Origin of the sequence: Aeromonas sp. QDB03, from assembly GCF_027707985.1 — a bacterium.
GTDB lineage: Bacteria > Pseudomonadota > Gammaproteobacteria > Enterobacterales > Aeromonadaceae > Aeromonas > Aeromonas hydrophila.
The window spans coordinates 328,228-352,928 of the sequence record NZ_JAPCJG010000004.1; the positions used below are offsets into that span (position 1 = coordinate 328,228).

The window sequence follows — 24,701 nt, forward strand, 5'->3', positions numbered from 1 at the left end:
CAGACGGGCGTTGGTCACCCAACGCCCGTAAATTCATTGACTAAGCCGATGGGCGAAGCCTGCTTCGCCCATCTGGGTCGGGCTTACTTCTTGTCGTCTTTCACTTCTTCGAACTCGGCGTCGACCACGTCGTCGTCAGCCTTGGCGGAAGAAGAGGACTGACCGGCATCAGCACCGGCGGCACCTTGCGCCTGAGCCTGCTGCTGGGCAATTTCCATCAGCTTCTGGGACGCTTCCAGCAGTGCCTGCTGTTTGGCTTCGATGGCAGCCTTGTCGTCACCCTTGATGGCGCTTTCCAGCTCGCTCAGTGCGGCTTCGATCTTGGTCTTGTCGTCGGCAGGCAGGGCTTCACCGGCTTCGGTGATCTGCTTGCGGACGGAGTGGACCAGACCATCAGCCTGGTTGCGGGTCTGCACCAGCTCTTCGAACTTCTTGTCCTCGGCCGCGTTGGCTTCGGCTTCGCGTACCATGCGTTCGATCTCGTCATCAGACAGACCAGAGGAGGCCTGGATGGTGATCTTCTGCTCCTTGTTGGTCTCCTTGTCTTTGGCGGAGACGTGCAGGATGCCGTTGGCGTCGATGTCGAAGGTCACTTCAATCTGCGGCAGACCACGCGGTGCCGGACGGATGCCTTCCAGGTTGAACTGGCCCAGAGACTTGTTGTCGCTGGCGCGCTTGCGCTCACCCTGCAGCACGTGAATGGTCACGGCAGACTGGTTGTCTTCGGCAGTGGAGAACACCTGGGACTTCTTGGTCGGAATGGTGGTGTTCTTCTCGATCAACGCAGTCATCACGCTACCCATGGTCTCGATACCCAGGGAGAGCGGGGTCACGTCCAGCAGCAGTACGTCGGTCTTGTCACCGGACAGTACGGCACCCTGGATGGCAGCACCCATGGCCACGGCTTCGTCCGGGTTGACGTCTTTGCGCGGCTCTTTGCCGAAGAAGTCGGCAACAGCCTTCTGCACCATCGGCATGCGGGTCTGACCGCCTACCAGGATGACGTCGTCGATCTCGCCAACGGCCAGACCGGAGTCTTTCAGAGCGACACGGACCGGCTCCAGGGAGTCTTTCACCATGTCTTCCACCAGGGATTCCAGCTTGGCGCGGGTCACCTTGATGTTCATGTGCTTCGGACCGGTGGCATCTGCAGTAATGTACGGCAGGTTCACGTCGGTCTGCTGGGCGGAAGAGAGCTCGATCTTGGCTTTCTCGGCTGCGTCTTTCAGACGTTGCAGGGCCAGTTGATCCTTGCGCAGGTCGATGCCCTGCTCGCGCTTGAACTCTTCAACCAGGTAGTTGATGACGCGGTTGTCGAAGTCTTCACCACCCAGGTGGGTGTTACCGTTGGTCGCCAGTACTTCGAAGGTGGTCTCGCCTTCCACTTCGTCGATCTCGATGATGGAGATGTCGAAAGTACCGCCACCCAGGTCATACACGGCAACCTTGCGCTCGCCCTTGACCTTGTTCACGCCGTAGGCGAAAGCCGCAGCAGTCGGTTCGTTGATGATGCGTTTTACATCCAGACCGGCGATGCGACCGGCATCCTTGGTAGCCTGACGCTGGGCATCGTTGAAGTAGGCCGGCACTGTGATGACCGCTTCGGTCACCGGCTCGCCCAGATAATCTTCGGCGGTCTTCTTCATTTTTTTGAGCACTTCGGCAGAGATCTGCGGCGGTGCCATTTTCTTGCCTTTGACTTCTACCCAGGCGTCACCGTTGTCAGCCTTGGCGATGGCGTACGGCATGATCTCCAGATCGCGCTGTACTTCGTCATCTTCGAAACGACGGCCGATCAGACGCTTGATAGCGAACAGCGTGTTCTTCGGGTTGGTGATGGCTTGGCGCTTGGCCGGCTGACCAACCAGGATTTCGCCGTCATCGGCATAGGCAATGATGGACGGAGTAGTACGGTCGCCTTCCGCGTTCTCGATCACGCGAGCATGGTCGCCATCCAGAATAGCGACGCAGGAGTTGGTAGTACCCAGGTCAATACCGATGATTTTACCCATTTGACGAATCTCCAAATACTTTGAATAAACTGGCGAGGGGCTCGCCTTAATGCGTTAACGGCTAGGTGGGGGCTGCCAATCTGGCTTTCAAGCTCCCGGCATCAAATTTTTTGTGCCGCCGTGGCCTTGCATCCTATATGGGGTCGCAAGCCGCCGCTTCAAGCCCTGCCCTGAAAAAACCTGCCTTCATTCATTGCCATTGGCAGGATGAAGACCGGCTATCTGTGCCCCCGGCGACCACGCGGCCGGGGCACTTGCCAATAAAAAGCCCGCCGAGCGGCGGGCTCAGCACAGCGATGGGGCTCAGGCCGGGGCCTTGGAAACCATCACCATGGCCGGACGAATGACGCGGCCGTTGAGCTCGTAACCCTTCTGCATCACCGCAATGACGGTGTTGGGGGCAAGCTCGGCGTTTTCGATCATGCTCATCGCCTGATGGGCATTGGGGTCGAACGGCTGATTGAGCGGATCCAGCGGATTGAGGCCGAACTTGCCGACCGAGCTCTGCATGGATTTCAGGGTCAGCTCGACCCCTTCGATCATCGGCTTGAGCGCCTCGTTTTCCTTGTCGGCCAGCTCGATGGCACGCTCCAGGTTGTCCAGTACCGGCAGCAGCTCGGCAGCGAACTTCTCCAGCGCGAACTTGTGGGCCTTCTCCACGTCCTGGGCCGCACGGCGACGCAGGTTTTCCATCTCGGCGACGGCACGAATGGCACGCTCGCGCTCCTCGAGGGAGGCTTGCTGGGCGGCATCCAGTTGTGCCTCAAGCTCGGCAATGCGGGCCTGCTCGGCTGTCACTTCACTGTCTACATCGGTCGGCTCGACTGGCTGGGCTTCCACTTGCTCCATCGCTTCAACCTTTTGTTCTTCGTGGTTCATGACATCTCCAATTCCGGGGTTACTTATTGAGGGCCCGACCACCCGGTTGAGCGACCGGACGGCAATGGGCCGACTATGTTGGCGCTATTATGGGGATGGATCCCCGGCTTTCAAGGGGAAAAGGGCGCCATTATCGCCAAGAGCGTGCAGCGGCGGGCAATTTGGGGCTTTTTCCCGGCATCCGCTGCGGCCGGACCAGCCGGTGGCAGACAAATCCCCCCCAAAGCGCGGTATACTCCCCCCAATACTCATCCCAGACCCGACAGACTATGGATTCTCCGTTCAAAACCATCGCCCTGATTGGCAAACCCCACCACGAAGGGGCCAACCAGACCCTGACCGGCCTGCATCAATACCTGACCACCCGCGGTTTTCGGGTACTGGTGGAGAGCCGGGTGGCCCATGCCCTCGGCATCATGGACGAGAACGTGATGGATCTGGTGCAGCTGGGCCAGCAGGCGGATCTCGCCATCGTGGTCGGCGGTGACGGCAACATGCTGGGGGCCGCGCGGGTGCTGTCGCGCTTCGACGTGGCGGTGATCGGGGTGAACCGGGGCAACCTCGGTTTTCTCACCGATCTCTCGCCGCAGGATTACCTGCTGCCGCTGGAGCAGGTGCTGTGCGGCCACTACAAGAGCGAGCACCGCTTCCTGCTGGAGGCGGCGGTCTATCGCCACGGCGAGCGCAAGTCCAACAATCTGGCGGTCAACGAGGCGGTGCTGCACCCGGGCAAGATTGCCCACATGATCGAGTTCGAGGTCTACATCGACGGCAGCTTCATGTACAGCCAGCGCTCGGACGGCATCATAGTGGCCACCCCCACCGGCTCCACCGCCTACTCCCTGTCGGCGGGCGGCGCCATCCTCACCCCCAAGCTCAATGCCATCACGCTGGTGCCCATGTTCCCGCACACCCTGAGCAGCCGTCCCATCGTGCTGGACGCCGACAGCGAAGTGCGGCTGCTGGTCTCACCGGACAATCAGGATGACGCCATGCAGGTGAGCTGCGACGGTCAGGTGACCCTGGCAGTCCACCCGGGGGACGAGATCCTCATCAAGAAGAGCAGCCACAAGCTGCATCTGGTGCATCCGCTCGACTACAGCTACTTCCACGTGCTGCGCAACAAGCTCGGCTGGGGCAGCAAGCTGTTCTGACGCGCGCTTGACGTTCCTGCGCATCCTGTTGCGGGTCGACTCTTTACTGTATGGAAAACCAGTATATACTGGATGCATACACAGTAATGTTGGCCCATACAGGATGAGACCATGCTGACCCAGCTGACCGTCAACAACTTCGCCATCGTCAAGTTTCTCGAACTCGATCTGCAACCGGGCATGACCTGCATCACGGGTGAGACCGGGGCCGGTAAATCCATCGCCATCGACGCCCTGGGCCTGTGCCTGGGGGAACGGGCCGAGGCCGGCATGGTACGACCGGACAGCGACAAGAGCGAGGTCAGCGCCCGCTTCCTGCTGGACGGCAACCCGGCCGCCCGCGCCTGGCTAGCCACCAACGAGCTGGAAAACGAAGGGGAGTGTATCGTGCGGCGGGTCATCTCCGCCGAGGGACGCTCGCGCAGCTACATCAACGGCGTGCCCGTCCCCCTCACCCAGCTCAAGAACCTGGGCCAGCTGCTGGTCAACGTCCATGGCCAGCATGCCCACCAGATGTTGCTCAAACCCGACTACCAGCTCGCCCTGCTCGATGGCTACGCCGGCCACCATCTGCTGCTCGATGAGGTGCGTCGCCACTACCAGCAGTGGCGCCAGTTGCAGAACGAACTCAACCGACTCAAGGCCGAGCAGCAGCAGCGGGAGGCCCGTCGTCAGCTCATCGAATATCAGGTGCAGGAGCTGGACGAATTCGCCCTGCAGCCGGGGGAGTTTGAAGAGATCGAAGAGGAGCACCAGCGCCTGGCCAACGGCACCGAGCTGATGCAGGAGTGCGGCGCCTGTCTCGACCTGCTCTATGACAACGAGGAGACCACCATCGCCGGCCTGCTGCAGACCGTTGTCGATCGGGCCGAGAGCCTGGTCGCCATGGATAGCCGGCTTGGCGACGTGCTCGGCATGCTCAACGAAGCGCTGATCGGTGTGCAGGAGAGCCACAGCGAGCTGCGCAATTATCTGGACCGGCTGGAGCTGGACCCCGAGCGTTTCAACGAGCTGGAAGCCCGCCTCTCCAAGGCCATCAATCTCGCCCGCAAGCACCACGTCAAACCGGCCGAGCTGGCCCTGCACCACCAGGAGCTGGCCGCCGATCTGGCGCGCCTCAACTCCGACGAGGAGCGCCTGGAGGGGATGGAAGACGAGCTGGCCGAGGCCCGCCTGGCCTTCGTACAAGCCGCCGAGGCCCTGAGCCAGAGTCGCCAGCGCTACGCCGAGGAGCTCGGCGCCAAGGTGAGTGCCAGCATGCACGAGCTGGCGATGCCGGATGGCCGCTTCGCCATCGAGGTACGCCCCGATGCCCAGAGCAGCCTCTCGCCCCTTGGCATCGATCGGGTGGAGTTCATGGTCACCACCAACCCGGGCCAGCCCATCCAGCCGCTCGGCAAGGTGGCCTCCGGCGGTGAATTGTCGCGCATCAGCCTGGCCATCGTGGTCATCAGCGCCCGCAAGGTCTCGACCCCGACCCTGATTTTCGACGAGGTGGATGTGGGGATCAGCGGCCCGACTGCCGCCGTGGTGGGGCGCCTCTTGCGCCAGCTGGGTGAATCCACCCAGGTGATGGTGGTCACCCACCTGCCACAGGTGGCGGGTAAGGGCCATCAGCACATGGTGGTCAGCAAGCACACCGACGGCAAGACCACGGAAACCCAGATGCAGGCGCTGGATCAAGGGGCCCGTCTCAACGAGCTGGCCCGCCTGCTGGGGGGAGACCAGATCACCGACAATACCCTGGCCAACGCCCGCGAATTGCTGGCCTGCTGAGATACAGGTCAGCCATCTGCACGCGGGGCCCACGGTGAGGAACAGGGACCCCGCGTCACCCCGCCAGCTGGTGACAGCGGTTTGTGGCTTAGCAACTGGTGCATCATCACCATGCCGCCGTTGCCGCATCCTGGAGAGAGCACTCCCTGGCGCTTTGCATGGTCACGGCTGCCTGACCGGGTTGGAGCATCCTTGTCGCTAACCAACCCGAGCCACAGTCTCATCTCTTTGCTTGCCCATCCCTCTATCCACCTCTTGCAACGTGAACCTTGCGGCCATGGGCGAGCCCGCCAGCGCTTGCCACACAGCCATCTCCTCCCGCTTGTCTCCCTGTCCGGGCTTGCCTCCCTGCCCTGCCCCAAGACGATTCAGCAGCAGAAGTGTGCGCCCCTTTGACCACAGGGTTTCGCCCGCCGTAGGGCGGCCTGCGCCGGTTGCCATCAGCAGGGACGGCGCATAGAGTGAAACCAGAGCGGGGGTCAGCCCCTGTTTTCCCATTTGCCCCGCATACCTGATCTTGCCTCAGGTACGTCATCAACCGCAGGAATGGCACCATGCTCCACGTGTTTGGTCACAAGAATCCCGACAGCGACAGTATCTGTACCGCTCTGGTTGCCGCCGACTGGCTCAATCGTCAGGGTCGGCCGGCTCAGGCCTACGCCCTCGGTGAGCCCATTGCGGAAACCCGATTCATTCTGGAAACCGCCGGCGTTGCTGCCCCGCCTCTGCTGCAGGGCAGCGTGGCCAACAAGGAGGTGTTCCTGGTGGATTTCAGCGAGCTGGAGCAGGGCCCAGAAGGGCTGGCCGAGGCGGACGTGCAGGGCCTCATCGATCACCATCGCATCGGTACCCTCATCACCCGGGGCCCGCTCGATGCCTGGATCCGGGCCGTCGGGTGCAGCGCCACCGTGCTGCTGGAGCTGATGGGCTATGACACCCTCTCCCGCGCCCAGGCTCGCCTGCTGCTGGGGGCCATCATCAGCGATACCTTCAGCCTCACCTCACCCACCACCACGGCCCGCGACCGCGCCGCCGTCCATGCCCTGCTGCCGCTGGCCGATCTGGCGCTGGAGCCTTTTGCCCAGACCCTGCTGGAACGGCGCACCCAGCTCGGTGACGCCCCCATGACCGAGCTGCTTGCCGCCGATGAGAAGGCCTACCAGATCGCCGGCTACCAGCTCTATGTCAGCCAGATCTGCGTGATGGATCCCGCCCAGCTGCACAGCCGCCAGGCCGAGCTGGAACAAGCCATGCAAGCGCGGCTGATGCAGGACGAGCTGGATGCCTATGTGTTGATGCTGACCGACCTGGCCAAGGGGGGCAGCCAGCTCTACTTCGCCAGCAACGGCATTCTGCCCGAGCAGCCAACGCATCTGGTTGGTGCCGTCAGCCGCAAGAAGGAGGGGCTGCCCTGGCTGACCCGCTATCTCTCCGACGAGCAGGTCTGACCCCAGGCGGCGGGCCGGCCTCTGCCGGCTCGCCGCCCACTCCTCTTTTCAGCCCCCTCAATATCTGCCTCACCGGCCCATTCACGGCGCTTCCCGGCCAGACGACTCATGCTTTGCTCACACTTTTACCGCCTCGTATCCCATTTTCCCGCCAAAACCCGGTTTTCCTTCATTTTCCATTCAACTCAGTCTGTTATGATGATGTAAACGAACATGGCCTGGCGATGCATCACCGACACGAGGTGACGCCTGCCGCACAGAGAGCCAGGTTCGTGCTATGCGACACATAGCGGGCACACAGTGGTATGGGACAGGCCGTTTGTCCCGGGTGACCCGCGCCATGCCAAGGGAGAACTGCTTATGACCTCAACCAATATTGTGCTGTTGCTGGAAGGCAAGGATTACGAGCAGGAGACGCTGGCCAAAGCGAGTCAATTGGCACAAGCCATGGGGGGCGAGCTGACCCTGTTGCACCTGACCCACAGCAGCAAGATGCGCCGCAAGAGCCTGTCGCTGTCGGAAGAGGAGCGCAGCGCCCAAGGCACGCTGGATGCCAAGGCCATCATCAGCGAACTCATCACCACCCTGCAGCACCCGGTGGATTATCAGTGTCTGGTGGTCGATGACGTGGTGCCCGACCTGAAACGCTGGCTGGCCGCCAACCCGACCGATCTGCTGCTGGTCGGCAGCCGCCACCACTGGATGGAAGGCTCCCTGGCCCGCCTGCTCATCTACAAGCTGCCGATCGACATCCAGATCTGCCACGAGCCCTACAGCGAGCAGCTCAAAGCCGTCGGTTGATGACCGGGGTGCCCACCCGTGAGGTGGGCACCCTGTTGCCAGCTCCCTTTCGGGGTCCTTTTTACCCCGCCATCCCCTGCTTGTCCTCCTCATAGCCCCGGCCTAATGACAAGGCTATCTACATGTTTCCTTACATATTCATCGCTGTTTTTTAAGCCTCGTTTGCTGCAGGATATTGCCCTTGCACGCCTTCGTTCGCTTCTTTCAGGTGAAACATGAACATAACTCCCCAGCAGAGAAAAATTGCCCTGCTCACCCTCGTCCTCTTGCTCGCCATCGGCTGGCTGATCTGGCCGAGCAAGACGCCCGAGCCGGTGCTGACCGCCCAGGTGACCCGTCAGGATGTGGAGCAGACCGTGCTGGCCAGCGGGGTACTGCAGGCCATCGAGCAGGTGGACGTCGGTGCCCAGGTCTCCGGCCAGGTCACCTATCTCGCGGTGGAAGCGGGCCAGAAGGTCAAGCAGGGGGATTTGCTGGCCGAGATCGACCCGCTGATCGCCCAGAACAACCTCAAGACCGCCGAGGCGGATCTCGCCAGCCGCCGCGCCCAGCTCAAGATCAAGCAGGCCCAGCTCAAGCAGAACGAGCTGAGCTGGCGCCGTCAGCAGCAGATGTTCAGGCAGGAGGCAAGCTCGCGCGCCGATCTGGAGAGCGCCGAAGCCCTCCTGGCCGTGACCAGGGCCGAGCTGCAAAGCGCCCAGGCCGAGGTCGAGAATGCCCAGATCAAGGTGGAGAGAACCAAGACCGAGCTCGGCTACAACCGCATTCAGGCCCCCATGGATGGCACCGTCGTCAGCATTGTGACCCGTCAGGGCCAGACTCTGGCCGCCAGCCAGACGGTGCCGACCCTGCTCAAGCTCGCCAATCTGGAGACCATGACGGTCAAGGCGCAGATCTCGGAAGCGGACGTCACCCGGGTCAAGGCCGGCATGCCGGTCTACTTCACCCTGATGGGAGACCCGGATACCCGCTACCACGGCACCCTGCGCACCGTCGAGCTGGCCCCCACCAACATCAACGAACAGGCCACCAGCACCACGGCCACCAGCAACGCCGCCGTCTACTACTACGCCCTGTTCGACGTGCCAAACCCGGATCACACCCTGCGGGTCGCCATGACCACCCAGGTCACCATAGTGCTCGGCGAGCGCAAGCAGGTGCTGACGATTCCGCAGACCGCCCTTGGCAAGAAGCTCGGGGAAAACGAGTACGAGGTCACCCTGCTCAAGGAGGACGATCAGAAGGAGACCCGCCGCATCAAGACCGGCATGAAGGACGACATCAAGATCGAAGTGGTTAGCGGCCTGAGCGAACAGGAGAAGGTCACCCTGGGCCAGGGCAAGCCAGCCAGCAACAATGACGTGGAGATCATGCTGTGAGCGAGCCGCTGATCCAGCTCAAGGGGATCGAGCGCCGCTACCAGAGCGGGGAGCAGGAAGTGACCGTGCTCCATCCGCTCGACCTCACCATCGAGGCGGGGGAAATGATCGCCATCGTCGGTGCCTCCGGCTCCGGCAAGTCGACCCTGATGAACCTGCTGGGCTGCCTCGATCGGCCGAGCAGTGGCCAGTACCTGTTCCGTGGCCAGGATACCGCGACCCTGGATGCCCTCTCCCTCGCCCGGCTGCGCTGCCACCACTTCGGCTTCATCTTTCAGCGCTACCACCTGCTGCCGCACCTCAATGCCGCCGCCAACGTGGAGATCCCGGCCGTCTACGCCGGTACGCCACGGGCCGAGCGCCAGGCCCGCTCACAGGCGCTGCTCACCCGGCTGGGGCTCAGCGAGCGCAGCCATCATACCCCGAGCCAGCTCTCCGGCGGCCAGCAGCAGCGGGTCAGTATCGCCCGGGCGCTGGCCAATGGCGGCGAGGTGATCCTGGCGGACGAACCGACCGGGGCCCTCGACAGCCAGAGCGGCAAGGAGGTGATGGCCATTCTCAAGGAGCTCCACGCCCAGGGCCACACCATCATTCTGGTGACCCACGACATGGAGGTGGCCAGCCACGCCGACCGGATCATCACCCTGAAAGATGGCCGGGTGCAGGAGGACAACGGTCGCAAGCCGGCGGCCGTCCCCGTGACCCCGACCGCCGCCCCTGCCGGCAAGGAAGGAGCTGGCCACGACTGGGATCGCTACCGGGAAGCGGCGCGCATGGCGCTGCACGCCATGCTGGCCCACCGCATGCGCACCTTCCTCACCATGCTTGGCATCATCATCGGCATCGCCGCCGTGGTGAGCGTGGTAGCGCTCGGTCAGGGGGCGCGCGCCAAGGTGATCGATCAGATCAACGCCATGGGCACCAACACCATCGACATCTTCCCCGGCAAGGATTGGGGAGACGAGAAGGCGGCCAGCATCCAGACCCTCAACAAGCGGGATCTCGATGCCCTGCTCGGTCAGCCCTATCTGGAAGGGGCCAGTCCCCAGATAGCCGCCCCCGGCCAGCTGCGTTATCGCAACAAGACCAGCAGCGGCAGCATAGTGGGGGTCGGCAACGACTTCTTCCGGGTCAAGGGGATGAAGCTCACCAACGGCCGGTTGTTCGACGAGCGTGACATCCAGAACCGGGCGGCGGTGGCGGTGGTGGACGGCAAGACCATCGAGAGCCTGCTCGGCAAGCAGGATCCCGTCGGTCAGGTGGTGCTGGTCGGCACCCTGCCGGTGCGCATCATCGGCGTGGTGGAAGAGGAGACCGGATTTGGCCGCAGCAGCCAGTCGGTGAACGTCTGGCTGCCCTACAGCGCCGTGATGAGCCGTCTCATCTCCCAGAACCACTTCAGCCAGCTCACCATCCGGGTCAAGGACGGGGTGCAACCGGCGCTGGCCGAACAGGCCGCCATCGAGCTGCTGACCCAGCGCCATGGGGTGAAGGACTTCTTCACCTTCAGCAGCGACAGCATCATCAAGTCGGTGGAGAAGACCACCGCCACCATGACGCTGCTGGTCTCCGCCATCGCGGTGATCTCCCTCATCGTCGGCGGCGTCGGGGTGATGAACATCATGCTGGTGTCGGTGGTGGAGCGTACCCGCGAGATTGGCATTCGCATCGCGGTCGGCGCCCGCCAGTCGGACATACTGCAGCAGTTTCTGATCGAGGCGGTGATGGTGAGCCTGCTGGGCGGCATGCTCGGTGTCGGCGTCTCCCTCTTCATCGGCCTGCTCTTCTCCCTGTTCGTGGAGAGCATCCAGATGCATTTTTCGCTCTTTTCCATCCTGATGGCGTTTGGCTGTTCCTCGCTCATCGGGATCCTGTTTGGCTATCTGCCCGCCCGCAATGCCGCCCGGCTCGATCCGGTCGAGGCGCTGGCGAGGGAATGACGATGTACCACTTATCCAAACTGGGGCTCTGCCTCACCCTGGCGCTCGGTCTCAGTGCCTGCAGCCAGCAGAGCAGCTATCAGCGGCAAGAGCTGGCGCTGGCCGATCACTGGCAACAGCCGGACGACGGCCTCACCCGGCAGCAGGCCGGCCTCTGGTGGCAAGGCTTCCACGACCCCGAGCTGGATCGGCTGATCGAGGCCGTGCTGGCCGCCAACCCGGACATGCAGGTAGCCGGCCTGCGCCTGCGCAGTGCCCTGCTCGGCGCCGATCTGGCCGACACCAACCTGACCCCCTCGGTCAATGCCGGCATCAGCGGCAATGGCACCAAGGATCTGAAGAGCGGCAAGGCCAGCGGCAGCATGGGCCCCTCCCTGACCCTCGACTACGAGGTGGATCTGTGGGGCCGGCTCGCCTCGGTGCGGGATCAGGCGAGCTGGGAAGCCGAGGCCTCCGCCCAGGATCTGGCGGCCACCCGCCTGATGCTGATCGGCAAGGCGCTGGAGCAGTACTGGCAGCTGGCCTATCTCGGCTCGGCCATCACCCTCGGCCAGCAGCAGCTCGCCAACTATGAGCGCGCCGAGCAGCTGACCCAGGCCAAGTACCGGGCCGGCGCCGTGACCCGGCTCGACCTAGTGCAGGCCAGCCAGCAGAAAGCCGGCAAGCAGGCGGAGCTCAGCTCGCTCCTGATGCAGCAGGAGCAGGCCCGCAATGCCCTGCGGCTGTTGCTCGGTCGCAGCAGCGGCTCGCTGGCGTTCGAACCCAAGGCGCTGCCGACGGCCCCCATCCCCACGCTGGCAGTCGGCATTCCGGCCGATGTGCTGGCGCGGCGCCCCGACGTGCGCGCCGCCGAGCTGCGCCTGCGCAAGACCCTGGCGAAGGGGGACGAGATCCGCACCGGTTTCTACCCCACCCTGAGCCTGACCGGTGGGGCCAGCAGCAGCTCGGACACCCTGACCCAGGTGCTGCAAAACCCGGTGGGTACCCTGGGTGCCACGCTGGCGCTGCCCTTCCTCGAATACAACAAGACCCGGCTCGCCATCGCGGGCTCCCAGCTCGATTACCAGATAGCCGAAGCGGAGTTTCGCAAGCAGCTCTACAGCGCGCTGGTGGAGGTGGAAGATGGTCTGGCCGCCCGCCACCACGGCGAGCAGCGCCTGAACTACCTGGCCGAGCAGCTGGCGTTTGCCAAGGAGGCGGAGCGGCTGGCCAGAGCCCGCTACCAGGCTGGCGCCACCGGGGTACAACCCTGGCTGGATGAGCAGAACCGGTTGTGGGATGCCGAGCTCGCCCTGCTCGGCCAGCAGAAGGAGCAGCTCAACACCATGGCCAGGATCTACAAGGCACTGGGGGGGAGCGATCGCAGCTGACCAGCCTTGCCTCATGCCCTCGCACCACGCGAGGGCATGAGGCATCTCCCTTATTTCTCCCGTTATGTGCCTTGTCCCCTCGGCCAGGGTCTGACTGCTGGCACACAAACCAATTGATAATAATTTTCATTTAATGAAAAATGGGCGCCATTATCAGTCAGGAGTATGCCCATGTCCCAGTCCGTCCCGGTCAATCGTCCCCGTCTGCTCACGGTCAAGCACATTCAGGATGTGAGCCCGCACCTGCGCCGGATCTGCCTGACCAGCCCGGAGCTCGCTGACTACCCCTTCACCTGTGGCGGCGCCCATATCAAGATCATGCTGCCCCAGCCGGGCCAGGCCCATGCCGTACTGCCCACCCCCACCCCGCAGGGGCCGCGCTGGGAAGATCCGAGCCAGCGCCCCATCATGCGCACCTTCACCATTCGCGCATTTCGCCGCGAGGCGCTGGAGCTGGATATCGACTTCGCCCTGCACGGCGATGGCGGCCCCGCCAGCCGCTTTGCCAACGAGGTCAAGCCAGGCGACCTGCTGGCCATCTCGGGCCCCGGTGGTCCGGACCCCATGCTGCAGCCTGCCAGCCACTACTACATGGTGGGGGATCTCACCGCACTGCCTGCCATCAGCGCCATGGCCGAGGTGATGCCCGCCGATGCCCGCGGCCACATCGCCCTGCTGGTGCCCTATCAGGAAGATGTGCAGGATCTGTCGCTGCCCGCCGGGGTAACCCTGCGCTGGTTTGTCGGTTCCCCCGAAGAGACGGCGCCGCTGGTGGAGTACTTCACCGCCCTGCCGCTGGAGGAGCAACAGAGCTACTTCTGGTTCGGCGGGGAAGAGGGATTGGTGGTCCCCATGCGCCGCCACGTACGGCGCACACTCGAGGTGGATCGCACCCGGGTCTACGCCGTGCCCTACTGGCGCCACGGCAAGGATGAAGAGGCCTATCACCATGCGCGTCACGACGTGATGGACAGCTGAATCAGCTGATTTTGTCCTGAAATATCAAGCTCATGGTCTACCGGCCATGGGCTTGATTGCCATTGGTGCAATGCCACCCGCCTGTTCTCCCCCCCCCCATTCTGGTATGCCACTCGGTTGTGCTTGCATTTGTGGCCGACAACAAGATAATGATAATCACTCTCAACAATAACAGGTGATGACGCCCCATTGCAGCTCCCTCGTCCGGGTCCCGGTGTGGAGTGCACGTCATTCACTCCATTTGCACAGCAAGGTAATCCAGATGGCAGTCTTGAACTCGGTAATGCGCGCCTTCGCGGTGGAGGCTCTCCCCACTCCTGCCGACCTGTTGGCACTTCACCCCTGTCCCGCCGATCTGGCAACCGGGATCGATCAGCACCGTCAGCAGGTTCGCCAGATCCTGAGCGGGGAAGACGATCGCCTGCTGGTGGTCATCGGTCCCTGCTCCATTCACGATCCCCTCGCCGCCCTCGATTACGCCCGGCGGCTGGCAGTGCTGGCCCACGACTATCGGGATCGGCTGCAGATAGTGATGCGCACCTATTTCGAGAAGCCCCGCACCACGGTGGGCTGGAAGGGGTTGGTGTTCGATCCCCATCTGGATGGCAGCAACGACATAGGCCATGGCCTGCTGCTGGCACGACAGCTGCTGCTCGACATCAACCAGCTGGGGCTGGCCACCGCCACCGAGTTTCTCGATACCACCAGCTTCCTCTACCTGGCCGATCTCATCAGCTGGGGGGCGATCGGTGCCCGGACCACGGAGTCACAGGTGCACCGGCAGCTGGCCTCGGCCTTGCCCTGCCCCATCGGTTTCAAGAACGGTACCGATGGCAACATCCGGGTGGCCATCGATGCCATTCAAGCCAGTGAAGCCTCCCACCTGTTTACCGCTCCCGGCAGCCAGGGCGGCATGGTGGTGATCAAGAGTGAGGGCAACCCGGCCGGCCACATCATCTTGCGCGGCGGCACCCGCCCCAATTATCACCAGAGCGACGTGGAAGAGGCGGCCGAGCGACTGGCACGGCAGGGGCTCACGCCCCGGTTGATGGTGGATTGCAGCCACGGCAACAGCCAGAAGTTGCACAAGAACCAGATCCGGGTGGCAGGAGAGCTCTGCCGCCAGCTGGGGGAAGGCAGCGACGCCATCGCCGCCGTCATGGTCGAGAGCTTCCTGCAGGGAGGCAGCCAGAAACCGGCGCCGCTGGCCGAGCTGGTGTATGGCCAGTCGGTCACCGATGCTTGCCTGTGCTGGGACGATACCCAGGCCCTGCTCGCCATGCTGGCAGAGGCCGTCGAGACACGGCGCCAGCACCCTGGTCGGGCACAACCGGACATCGCCCGCTGGCATGCCCAGCTGGCCAGTTGAGCTACCATCAGCAATAAGGCTTCCGCAACGGGAGCCTTATTATTTTGCCGATATTCCCACCCTGTCGATTGCTCGGGTCTACCGATTAAATGACCAGCTCACTCTTTTTCCATGCAAAGTACGCTGACATTCGGATCCGGCTGGAATTAATAATAAGTTGGCTCAGGTATTACCCACTGCAGGCCGCAAACCAGCAGTCTCCCCCGGTCAGGGCGGATAACCACGCGGTAAAATCCGGCGGGTTATGGAGCAAAAAAGAGACACGCCTTGCGACTGGCTTAATGCGTTTCCCATTGCCACATCGTCAGCCAGCTAATACCTGACGGGCTATATGAGTCCAGATATGGCTGACATTCCGATGATCACGATGACAACAAAAGCGTGCACAGGAAGCCATCGGTACGACCATATCCAATTAATCATTCCATCATGGGGCGACCAATTGACGTGCAGAGTGCCGGTCTGAATGCGACACAACAAGGTCGTATCAGGGGAGTTGGGGAATTGACAGAAGATATTTTTGGTGAGCACAAATAATAATGCCGCCTCATGGGCGGCATCATTCATGACTGATCCCGTGGATCAGATCAGGAAATCATTCAGATCCTTGCCCAGTGCCACTTGTTCGGCAATGGCTTTCGGCATGCGGCCCTGACCGGTCCAGGTTTTCTCCTGGCCATCTTCCTGGTACTTGTACTTGGCAGGACGCGGGGCGCGCTTGCTCTTGGTCGCACCAGCAGCGGCAGCCGGGGCGGCGGCGCTGTTCAGCAGCTCACGGGGGTCGATACCGGCCTGCTGCAGCATTTCAGTGAACTCGCTCAGCTTGCGCTGACGCTCTTCCTGTTCGGCACGCTCTTGTTCAACAGACTCGGCACGCTCGTTATATACCAGCTCGAACTTTTCTTTTGCTTCTTGCAGCTGTTCAAACGGCAATTCACGGATGGCAGCGCGCAGGCTGCGAATGTTCAGCAGAACTTTCAGAAACTCGTTCATTACTTCCTCACAGAATTATTTTTGTTTGTCACAGGGATAACACAGCTTGAGAATAGCACGGCTGTTTGATGACAACATAATGATTTTATAGCCGCTGTCACTTTCTTAACAAAAAAGAGCGGCTGAATATACCGCTGACTTTATTCAGCCATTCCCCATTACGTCACACCAGCTCATCTTTTGCCATGCAATTCCCCATACCGGGTATGGCAAATAGCGCAGATGTGCCCCGTTATATTTTCCATCACAGTTGCGACCGCTATTTTTACAATTGGCCACGGTTGTTAAAACCTGACTCACCCACATGAGACTCAAGGTAGACGATTGACACTATATATTACCGGCAGCATCCGCTCGTTACTGCCGGCAATGCAGCTCTACAACCATGATCTGAGAAGTCGCAGGGCGCTGGCGCCCTATTCCAGGATCAACCGCCGCCAGGGGCCGGTGATCTCGCAGTGGCCTGTTTCTGCCGTATTCTGCCATCCCAATCGATGATAAAAGGCCAGCGCCGCCGTGTTGTGGGTCGCCACCTTGAGCGAGGCGGGCTTTTGAAAAGAGGCCAACCCGTGACTCAGCAGGGCCCGCCCCACCCCCTGCCCATGCCAGTCGGCCGAGACATACAGGTGGTGAACGAAGCTTTCATCTCCCCAGATGGAGACAAACCCGCAAGGCGCTCCCCCCTGCTCGGCTACCCAGATCTGCTCGCCCCGGGTCTGCTCGTCAAAATCTTCCAGCCGAAAATGAGCGGGATCGACCCAGTGAAACGTCTGCCGCCGCCCTTTGAGAAACAGCTGCGCCAGCTGGGGAATATCCGTCTCTTGCATGACTCTGATCATCAAAGCGTCCTTGTCATTGTGACTGCCTGATCTCACTCTCAATGGAACACAGGCACCATGTCAAATCGCACGGGCATAATAGTCTCTCGGCGATGGCAGGGGTGTGACACACCTCTGTCCATTTCATGAGCCATGGGACTATACTGCCTGAGTCCCATGTATGGATGGTTTGAGGCTCGCTGATTTATGGATAACAAGCAGATAGAAGGCAACATCTTTGTTCCGGCCCATATCGACGATGTCTGGCGCGCCTGGACAACCGAGAGTGGCCTGCGCAGTTTTCTGGCGCCGGAGTGCCTGATGGTGCCCGAACCAAATGGTCCCTTCGAAATCTATTTCAGACCCGATGCCCCGCTGGGTGAACGTGGCAGCGAAGGTTGCCGGGTGATGGCCGTCATGCCCCACGACCTGCTCAGCTTCAGCTGGAATTTCCCGCCCTCCCTGCCCCACATCCGCCTGCAGAAGACCCAGGTCAGCCTGCGGTTCGTGCCGGAAGGCCAGGGCACCCGGCTCTACTTCCTGCAAACCGGCTGGGCCAACGACCCGGACTGGGATCAGGGCTACGCCTATTTTCGCGAAGAGTGGCTGGAAACCAGCCTGCCCCGCCTGCAATACCGCTTCACCCACGGCCCCATCGACTGGAACAACCCGCCGGACAAGCAGCAACTGAAGTCCCTGGCTCAATAAGAGCCCATATAAAGAAGAACACCGCCAGCTGGCGGTGTTTCTTTTTTCATGGAGATCAGACTCGGCACACCCTGACTCACACCCCCAGCCGGTCGCGCAGGGTGTACCAGGCGGCGCCGGCGGCGGTGAAGGGGATCCGGAACAGGCGGCCACCCGGGAAGGGGTAGTGCGGCAGTTTGGCAAACGCATCGAAGCGCTCAGCCTGACCGCTCAACACCTCGGAGAGCAGCTTGCCCGCCAGATGGGTACAGGTGACGCCATGGCCGCTGTAGCCCTGCATGTAGTAGATGTTGGAGCCGATACGGCCAAACTGCGGCAGGCGCGACAGGGTGAGCAGGAAGTTGCCGGTCCAGGTGTACTCCACCTTGACATCCGCCAGCTGGGGGAAGGTTTTCAGCATCTTGGGGATGATCAGCCGCTCGATATCCGCCGGATCCCGCGCCCCATAGACCACGCCACCGCCATAGATCAGCCGGTGATCACCGGAGGTACGGTAGTAGTCGAGCAGGTAGTTGCAATCTTCCAGGCAGTAGTTTTGCGGCAGCAGCGAGCGGGCCCGCTCCTCCCCCAGCACCTCGGTGGCGATCACCTGGGTGCCGCAGGGCATGCTCTTGCCGGCAAGCTCAGGCACCAGATTGCCGAGATAGGCGTTGCCGGCCACCACCACGAAGCGCGCCTTCACCGCCCCCTTGGCGGTCTTGACCAGCGCAGGCGTGCCCGGGGTGATGCTGGTGACGGCGGACTGCTCGAAGATCTTGCCCCCCTGCAAGCGGATGGCCTCCGCCTCCCCCAGCGCCAGGTTGAGAGGGTGGATGTGGCCGCCGCTCTTGTCGAGCAGGGCACCGACGTAGCGATCGCTCGCCACCACCTCGCGCACGCCGTCGGCATCGAGCAGCTCCAGCTTGTCGTTGCCCCACTTCTCCCAGCGCGCCTGCTGCGCCTTGAGCTCGTGCAGCTGCTTCTCGGTCTCGGCGGCAAAGACACCGCCCTCCTGCAGATCACACTGGATGTTGTAGCGCTTGATCCGCTCGCGGATGATCTGGCCCCCCTCAAACAGCATGGAACCGAGCAGCCTGGCCTGATCCGGCGGGCAGTTCGCTTCTATGGTGTCGATGTCACGGCTGTATGAGTTGACGATCTGGCCGCCGTTGCGACCGCTGGCGCCAAAGCCCACCCGGGCCGCCTCCAGCACCACCACCGAATAGCCCTTTTCCACCAGGTGCAGCGCGCTGGAGAGGCCGGTATAACCCGCCCCGATGACGCAGACATCGCACTCCAGCTGTTCGGTCAGCGTCGGATAGGGCGCGTGTTTGTTTGCACTGGCTGCGTAGTAACTGTTTACATGTTCGGTCATGATCCCTGTTTCCTTACCGGTTCTTTTCCCAAACGAGACGATGTCTCGGCACTAGAAGTTGGCCGGGGTGTGGGCGCTGACGATGCGGCACACCTGCCCCGACGGATTGCTGAAACTGTGGGGCTCGCCCGTGTCGATCACATAGCTGTCCCCGGCGCTGAGCGGATAGGCCTGGCCCGCCACCGTCAGAATCACAGATCCCTCCAGCACGGTGCCCACCTCCTCCCCCAGATGCGTGACCTGGCCGCCGGTGTCGGTACCGGGGGCGTAAGTCTCCAGCATGAAGCCGAGCTGGCGGCGGTTGTTGCCGTTGTGCACCAGCTTCATGGAGACCCCCTGGCTGCCCAGCTCGATCAGCTGCTCGGCCTTGATCACCACGCTCGGCGTACCGCCCTCCTCTTCCGCGAAGAAGCGCGACAGCGGCAGTTCATAGACGCTGAGCAGTTTTTGCAAAGAGGCCACCGACGGGCTCACCTTGTCCTGCTCTATCATGCAGATGGCGCCATGGGTCAGTCCGCTCAGCTCGGCGACCCGCCGCTGGGAGAGCCCGAGCCGCCGGCGGGTCGCCGCCAGACGCTCGCCCATGCTCTGCGCCCCCCCCTTGTCCGTCATGGGGTTGTCGGTCATGGACTGCCAGCGCGTCTCGCCCTGTGGTTGCTGCATTCGGCCACCTCCCTGTGTGCCTGTCAGGTGCCAGCTGGGCACCCGGTTAAAATAGCGAGTCAATCCCACCGACCTGTTTGTTATCCTGCACAGTGCATGCCGTTCATTATTTTGCACACCCTGCACCGCAAAAACCGGTAAAATCGCCCCAACAGCTCCATTTCTAGCACGCGAGACACAGTTTACTCAAATATATTTAACACTTGAAAAACATTTCAGCTCAATTTATGGTCTTCCTGTGCTTATTATTCTATACGGTGGCGGCACAGGATGAGCCGGCCCCCTGACCCACAATCGAGGCTTGCTATCTATGTCAGCATCACAACCTGCACTCTCCCTGATCAAATCCCTTGCCTATATAGATGGCCGCTGGTGTGAAGCCGGCGGCGGACGCCGGTTCGAGGTGCACAACCCGGCCACCGGTCAGGTCATTACCCAGGTGCCCGACATGGACGAGGGCGATACCCGCCGCGCCATCGCCGCCGCCCACGCGGCCCAGCCCGGCTGGGCGGCACTCACCGCCAAGGAGCGCAGCAACCGGCTCTACGCCTGGTTCGAGCTCATCATGGCCAACCAGGAGGAGCTTGCCCGCATCATGACCTGCGAGCAGGGCAAGCCGCTGGCCGAGGCCAAGGGGGAAGTGGCCTATGGCGCCAGCTTCATCCAGTGGTTCGCGGAAGAGGGCAAACGCGCCTACGGCCGCACCATTCCGGGCTTCTCCAGCGACCGCCGGCTGGCCACCATCAAGCAGCCGGTCGGGGTGGTCGCCGCCATCACCCCCTGGAACTTCCCCATCGCCATGATCACCCGCAAGGCGGGTCCGGCGCTGGCCGCCGGTTGCACCATCGTCATCAAGCCGGCTGCCGAGACCCCGCTCTGCGCGCTGGCGCTGGCGGCACTGGCGGAGCAGGCAGGCATCCCGGCCGGGGTCATCAACATCGTCACCAGCCATCAGGCCGCGGCGGTGGGCAACGAGCTGTGCAACAACAAGACGGTGCGCAAGCTCTCCTTCACCGGCTCCACCCGCATCGGCAAGCTGTTGATGCGTCAGTGCGCCGACACCATGAAGAAGCTGTCGCTGGAGCTCGGCGGCAACGCCCCCTTCATCGTGTTTGACGACGCCGATCTCGACGCCGCCATCGCCGGCGCACTCGCCTCCAAATACCGCAACGCCGGCCAGACCTGCGTCTGCGCCAACCGCATCCTGGTGCAGGCCGGCATCTACGACGCCTTCGCCGAGAAGCTCACCGCCGCAGTCAAGGCCTTCAAGGTGGGCGACGGCATGAGCGAGGGCACCCAGATAGGCCCGCTCATCAACCCGGCCGCCGCCAGCAAGGTGGCCCAGCTGGTCAAACAGGCTACCGCCGCCGGCGCTGAGCTGCTGCTGGGGGGCGAAGCCCACCCCGCCGGCCCGCTCTTCTACCAGCCCACCATTCTGGGCAAGGTGGATAAAGCCAACCCCATCCTGCAGGAGGAGATCTTCGGCCCGGTGGCGCCCTTGGTGCGCTTTGACACCGAGGCCGAGGCCATCGCCCTGGCCAACGACACCCCTTATGGTCTGGCCGCCTACTTCTATGGCCGCGACATCGCCCGCGTCTGGCGGGTGGCCGAGCAGCTCGAATACGGCATGGTCGGCATCAACGAGGGGATCATCTCGACCGAATTGGCCCCCTTTGGCGGCATCAAGGAGTCGGGCCTGGGTCGTGAAGGGGCAGCCGAGGGGCTGGAGGAGTACCTCGAGACCAAATACCTCTGCTTTGGCGGCATCCGATAGGCAGTCACATCTTGCGCCGGCAGCCGGGCCTGCAACAGGGGCCCGTCCCTCATCGGCGCAGCCATATCAGTTCACAAGGACGAAGTGAGTGCTCCCAAGGGGCCTCGCCACATTGAGACAGGGGCCCCCGGCCCCTCAGGGAGGAAAGATGAGTCAGTCAGTATCAAACAAGGCGTGGCAAGCGCGCCGTGAAGCGGCCGTGGTCAACGGCGTCGGCACCCTGCTGCCGGTGTTTATCGAGCGGGCGCAAAACGCCGAGCTGTGGGATGTGGAGGGCAACCGCTACATCGATTTTGCTTCCGGCATCGCCGTGCTCAACACTGGCCACAACCACCCGAAAGTGGTGGCGGCGGTGCGCGCGCAGCTGGAAAAATTCAGCCACACCTGTTTCCAGGTCACCCCCTACCCCGGCTATATCGAGCTGGCGGAAAAGTTGAATGCCCTGGTGCCCGGCCCCACCCCGAAACGCACCCTGTTTCTCTCCACCGGCGCCGAGGCGGTGGAGAACGCCATCAAGATCGCCCGTGCCCACACCGGCCGCAGCGGCACCATCGCCTTCAAGGGGGGCTTTCACGGCCGCACCATGATGGGGATGGCGCTCACCGGCAAGGTGGTGCCCTACAAGACCGGCTTCGGCCCCTTCCCGGGAGAGGTCTATCACCTGCCCTTCCCGAGCGACTACCTGGGGGTGAGCGAGGCCGATGCGCTGGCCGCGCTGGATCTCTGCTTCAGCTCGGATATCGAGCCGACCCGGGTGGCCGCCATCATCATCGAGCCGGTGCAGGGTGAAGGGGGCTTCTACCCCGCCTCCGCCAGCTTCATGCAGCGCCTGCGCCAGCTGTGCGATCAGCACGGCATCCTGCTCATCTGCGACGAGATCCAGAGCGGTTTCTGTCGCACCGGCAAGACCTTCGCCACCGAATATGCCGGCATCGAGCCGGACATCATGACCCTGGCCAAGAGCCTGGCTGGCGGCTTCCCGCTCTCCGCCGTGGTGGGCAAGGCGGAGGTGATGAACGCCGCCAAACCGGGTGGTCTGGGCGGCACCTATGCCGGCTCCCCCATCGCCTGCGCCGCCGCCCTGGCGGTGCTGGAGGTGATCGAAGAGGAGCAGCTCAACCAACGGGCCCAGGCTCAGGGCGAGCAGATCAAGGCGCGCCTGCAGCGGCTGGCGGAGCGTTTTGACTGCATCGGCGACATCCGCGGCCCCGGCGCCATGGTGGCCATGGAGCTTGTCAAACAGCGCGATGCGGCCAGACCGGATGCCGACCTCACCAAGCGGCTGGTGGCCGAGGCGGGCAATCGTGGACTGGTGCTGCTGGCCTGCGGTGTGCGCGCCAACGTCATCCGCTTCCTGGCGCCGCTGACGGCCTCGCCAGCCCTCGTCGACGAGGGGCTGGATCTGCTCGAGCAGGCCCTGCTGGCAGCCCAGGGCTGATCAGAACCGCAACATCCGCTCATCAGTGCAAAAAAATGCGTTTTTGCCCCCTTGATATGCTTGTCAAGGGGGCAACACGAATGCACAATGCGCCGCCGCAACAAAGGACCGACCACTTGCTGAGTCAGGTTCTTTTTTTGCGGCAAACAAATCCACAACGAGGCCGGAACCGACCGGAAATGATAGCGAGATGGGTTGCCATCTCACGACACCCGCTTCTCTAGTGAGGAACACCATGGGGTATTTCACTGCTTTCCTGCCGGCCCACGCCGGTCTGCGCCGCGTCTCTGGCGCCCCCTATGCCCAGGTTGATATCGTCAGCCTGATCCCTTCGGCCCGGATTGAGGGGAAAGCACAATGAATGCCCAACCCGTCGGCCTGAAAAAAAGCCTCAAACTGTGGCACGTGGTCATCATGGGGCTGGCTTACCTGACCCCCATGGCCGTGTTCGACACCTTCGGCATCGTCACCGAGATCACCGAAGGCCATGTGCCCACCGCCTACCTGTTCGCCCTCATCGGCATGCTGTTCACCGCCATGAGCTACGGCCACCTGGTTCGCAAGTTTCCCTCGGCAGGCTCCGCCTATACCTATGCCCAGAAGGTGTTTCACCCTTACGTGGGTTTCATGGTGGGCTGGGTCTCCCTGCTCGACTACATGTTTATGCCGATGATCAACATGCTGCTGGCCAAGATCTACATGGAGGCCCTGTTCCCGAGCGTGGAACCCTGGACCTACATTCTCGGTCTGGCCACCGTCATGACCCTGCTCAACCTGCGCGGCATCAAGCTGGTGGCCAACTTCAACAGCCTGATCGTCATCATGCAGTTCAGCATCATCGCCGTCTTCATCGGCCTCATCGCCTGGGATGTCTACCATGGCGAGGGGCTCGGCACGGTGGCGAGCAGCCGTCCCTTCTTCTCCGAGCACATGAATGTGGCCCCTCTGCTGACCGGTGCCTCCATTCTCTGCCTGTCGTTCCTCGGTTTTGACGCCATCACCACATTGAGCGAAGAGACCCCGGACGCCTCCCGGGTGATCCCCCGCGCCATCGTGCTGACGGCGCTGATCGGCGGCGTGCTGTTCATCTCCGTCTCCTACTTCCTGCAGCTGTTCTTCCCGGACATCTCCCGCTTCCAGCAGCCGGATGCGGTGCTGCCGGAGATCGCCCTCTATGTGGGCGGCAAGCTGTTCCAGGCGGTGGTGCTAGTCTGCACCACGGTGGCGGTGCTGGCCTCCGGGCTCGCCTCCCACGCCGGCGTGTCACGCCTGCTCTACGTGATGGGGCGGGATCGCGCCCTGCCGAGCCGCTTCTTCGCCTACGTGCACCCGACCTGGCAGACCCCGGCCCTGAACGTGCTGCTGGTGGGGGTGCTGGCCCTCTCGGCGGTGTCGTTCGACCTGGAGATGGCGCTGGCGCTGATCAACTTCGGCGCTCTGGTGGCCTTCACCTTCGTCAACCTGGCGGTGATCGCCCACTTCTACGTCAAGCTCGGTCACAACAAGACGCTGCGGGACCATCTGGTGTTCCTGCTGCTGCCCCTGTGCGGGGCCGCCTGCATCGGCGTGCTCTGGCTCAACCTGGAGCCAGCCTCCTTCGAGCTGGGGCTGATTTGGGCCGCTCTCGGCGCTCTCTATCTGCTGCTGCGCCTCACCGTGTTCCGGGTCCAGCTGCGCCGTCCTGAAACCGACGCTTCCTGAGCCTTCTTTGCGTTCACCGCGCCCGCCCTCTGCGGGCGCTTTTTTTTACCCCTGTCAGCCCTGCGCAACAGCCATGTTCGCGCGTGACCTGCGTCGCTGCAGCCCCCGTCAACACTGGCTGCCAGCCCGGTGGCGCAGCCCGACCT

20 protein-coding genes are annotated in these 24,701 nt (G+C 62.7%); 14 read left to right on the plus strand and 6 right to left on the minus strand.

The annotated features are described in order from the left end of the window. Window positions 1-83: 83 nt before the first annotated feature. Both dnaK and grpE read right to left on the minus strand, forming a co-directional pair. Complete coding sequence (dnaK, locus tag PG900_RS12910) at window positions 84-2,012, minus strand: molecular chaperone DnaK (RefSeq protein WP_011706781.1); 1,929 nt, start codon at window positions 2,010-2,012, stop codon at window positions 84-86. 303 nt (window positions 2,013-2,315) lie between these two features. Then, complete coding sequence (gene grpE / locus PG900_RS12915) at window positions 2,316-2,891, minus strand: nucleotide exchange factor GrpE (RefSeq protein WP_011706782.1); 576 nt, start codon at window positions 2,889-2,891, stop codon at window positions 2,316-2,318. A gap of 269 nt (window positions 2,892-3,160) precedes the next feature. On the opposite strand from grpE, the gene nadK reads away from it, so the two are divergent. The 9 genes from nadK to PG900_RS12960 all read left to right on the plus strand — a co-directional run bounded on the left by nadK (window position 3,161) and on the right by PG900_RS12960 (window position 15,106). Continuing rightward, a complete protein-coding gene (gene nadK, locus PG900_RS12920) occupies window positions 3,161-4,045 on the plus strand; it encodes an NAD(+) kinase (RefSeq protein WP_005303013.1) in 885 nt (294 codons plus the stop codon). A gap of 111 nt (window positions 4,046-4,156) precedes the next feature. Further along, entirely contained in the window at window positions 4,157-5,821 is a 1,665-nt protein-coding gene (gene recN / locus PG900_RS12925; protein WP_011706784.1) for a DNA repair protein RecN, read from the plus strand. A gap of 554 nt (window positions 5,822-6,375) precedes the next feature. Continuing rightward, window positions 6,376-7,269, plus strand: coding sequence for a DHHA2 domain-containing protein (locus PG900_RS12930; protein WP_270831569.1), 894 nt, complete (start codon window positions 6,376-6,378; stop codon window positions 7,267-7,269). Window positions 7,270-7,629: 360 nt separating this feature from the next. Continuing rightward, window positions 7,630-8,070, plus strand: a complete 441-nt coding sequence (locus PG900_RS12935; protein ID WP_011706786.1) for a universal stress protein — start codon at window positions 7,630-7,632, stop codon at window positions 8,068-8,070. A 215-nt stretch (window positions 8,071-8,285) separates the two neighbouring features. Then, complete coding sequence (gene macA / locus PG900_RS12940) at window positions 8,286-9,449, plus strand: macrolide transporter subunit MacA (protein ID WP_270831570.1); 1,164 nt, start codon at window positions 8,286-8,288, stop codon at window positions 9,447-9,449. Then, a complete protein-coding gene (locus PG900_RS12945) occupies window positions 9,446-11,389 on the plus strand; it encodes a MacB family efflux pump subunit (protein ID WP_270800372.1) in 1,944 nt (647 codons plus the stop codon). The genes macA and PG900_RS12945 overlap by 4 nt, the downstream gene beginning before the upstream one ends. Then, window positions 11,386-12,759 (plus strand): efflux transporter outer membrane subunit, encoded by a 1,374-nt coding sequence (locus PG900_RS12950; RefSeq protein WP_270800375.1) that lies wholly within the window; start codon window positions 11,386-11,388, stop codon window positions 12,757-12,759. Before PG900_RS12945 ends, PG900_RS12950 begins: the two co-directional genes overlap by 4 nt. Window positions 12,760-12,930: 171 nt before the next feature. Beyond that, window positions 12,931-13,737, plus strand: a complete 807-nt coding sequence (locus PG900_RS12955) for a siderophore-interacting protein (RefSeq protein WP_024945089.1) — start codon at window positions 12,931-12,933, stop codon at window positions 13,735-13,737. 262 nt (window positions 13,738-13,999) lie between these two features. Continuing rightward, window positions 14,000-15,106 carry a 3-deoxy-7-phosphoheptulonate synthase gene (locus PG900_RS12960; RefSeq protein ID WP_270831571.1) on the plus strand — a complete coding sequence of 369 codons (1,107 nt, stop codon included), beginning with the start codon at window positions 14,000-14,002 and terminating at the stop codon, window positions 15,104-15,106. Between the two features lie 582 nt (window positions 15,107-15,688). Here PG900_RS12960 and PG900_RS12965 read toward each other — a convergent pair. Both PG900_RS12965 and PG900_RS12970 read right to left on the minus strand, forming a co-directional pair. Continuing rightward, window positions 15,689-16,099, minus strand: coding sequence for an H-NS family histone-like protein (locus tag PG900_RS12965; RefSeq protein WP_017410727.1), 411 nt, complete (start codon window positions 16,097-16,099; stop codon window positions 15,689-15,691). Window positions 16,100-16,515: 416 nt separating this feature from the next. Continuing rightward, complete coding sequence (locus tag PG900_RS12970) at window positions 16,516-16,938, minus strand: GNAT family N-acetyltransferase (protein ID WP_041213686.1); 423 nt, start codon at window positions 16,936-16,938, stop codon at window positions 16,516-16,518. 186 nt (window positions 16,939-17,124) lie between these two features. On the opposite strand from PG900_RS12970, the gene PG900_RS12975 reads away from it, so the two are divergent. Continuing rightward, entirely contained in the window at window positions 17,125-17,625 is a 501-nt protein-coding gene (locus PG900_RS12975) for an SRPBCC family protein (protein ID WP_011706794.1), read from the plus strand. Between the two features lie 76 nt (window positions 17,626-17,701). Here PG900_RS12975 and PG900_RS12980 read toward each other — a convergent pair whose 3' ends face one another. Continuing rightward, a complete protein-coding gene (locus tag PG900_RS12980) occupies window positions 17,702-18,979 on the minus strand; it encodes an NAD(P)/FAD-dependent oxidoreductase (protein WP_029299586.1) in 1,278 nt (425 codons plus the stop codon). A gap of 51 nt (window positions 18,980-19,030) precedes the next feature. Beyond that, a complete protein-coding gene (gene puuR / locus PG900_RS12985; RefSeq protein WP_044800441.1) occupies window positions 19,031-19,642 on the minus strand; it encodes an HTH-type transcriptional regulator PuuR in 612 nt (203 codons plus the stop codon). Window positions 19,643-19,952: 310 nt separating this feature from the next. Here puuR and PG900_RS12990 point away from each other — a divergent pair, with 310 nt between their 5' ends. From PG900_RS12990 to PG900_RS13005, 4 genes are all read left to right on the plus strand, one after another. Further along, on the plus strand, window positions 19,953-21,416 hold the full coding sequence (locus tag PG900_RS12990) for an NAD-dependent succinate-semialdehyde dehydrogenase (protein ID WP_270831572.1): 1,464 nt from the start codon (window positions 19,953-19,955) through the stop codon (window positions 21,414-21,416). A 148-nt stretch (window positions 21,417-21,564) separates the two neighbouring features. Then, window positions 21,565-22,854 carry a 4-aminobutyrate--2-oxoglutarate transaminase gene (gene gabT, locus PG900_RS12995; protein WP_270831573.1) on the plus strand — a complete coding sequence of 430 codons (1,290 nt, stop codon included), beginning with the start codon at window positions 21,565-21,567 and terminating at the stop codon, window positions 22,852-22,854. A 235-nt stretch (window positions 22,855-23,089) separates the two neighbouring features. Next, a complete protein-coding gene (locus tag PG900_RS13000) occupies window positions 23,090-23,215 on the plus strand; it encodes a hypothetical protein (RefSeq protein ID WP_257620539.1) in 126 nt (41 codons plus the stop codon). Further along, on the plus strand, window positions 23,212-24,555 hold the full coding sequence (locus PG900_RS13005) for an APC family permease (RefSeq protein ID WP_270831574.1): 1,344 nt from the start codon (window positions 23,212-23,214) through the stop codon (window positions 24,553-24,555). Before PG900_RS13000 ends, PG900_RS13005 begins: the two co-directional genes overlap by 4 nt. Window positions 24,556-24,701 lie beyond the last annotated feature (146 nt).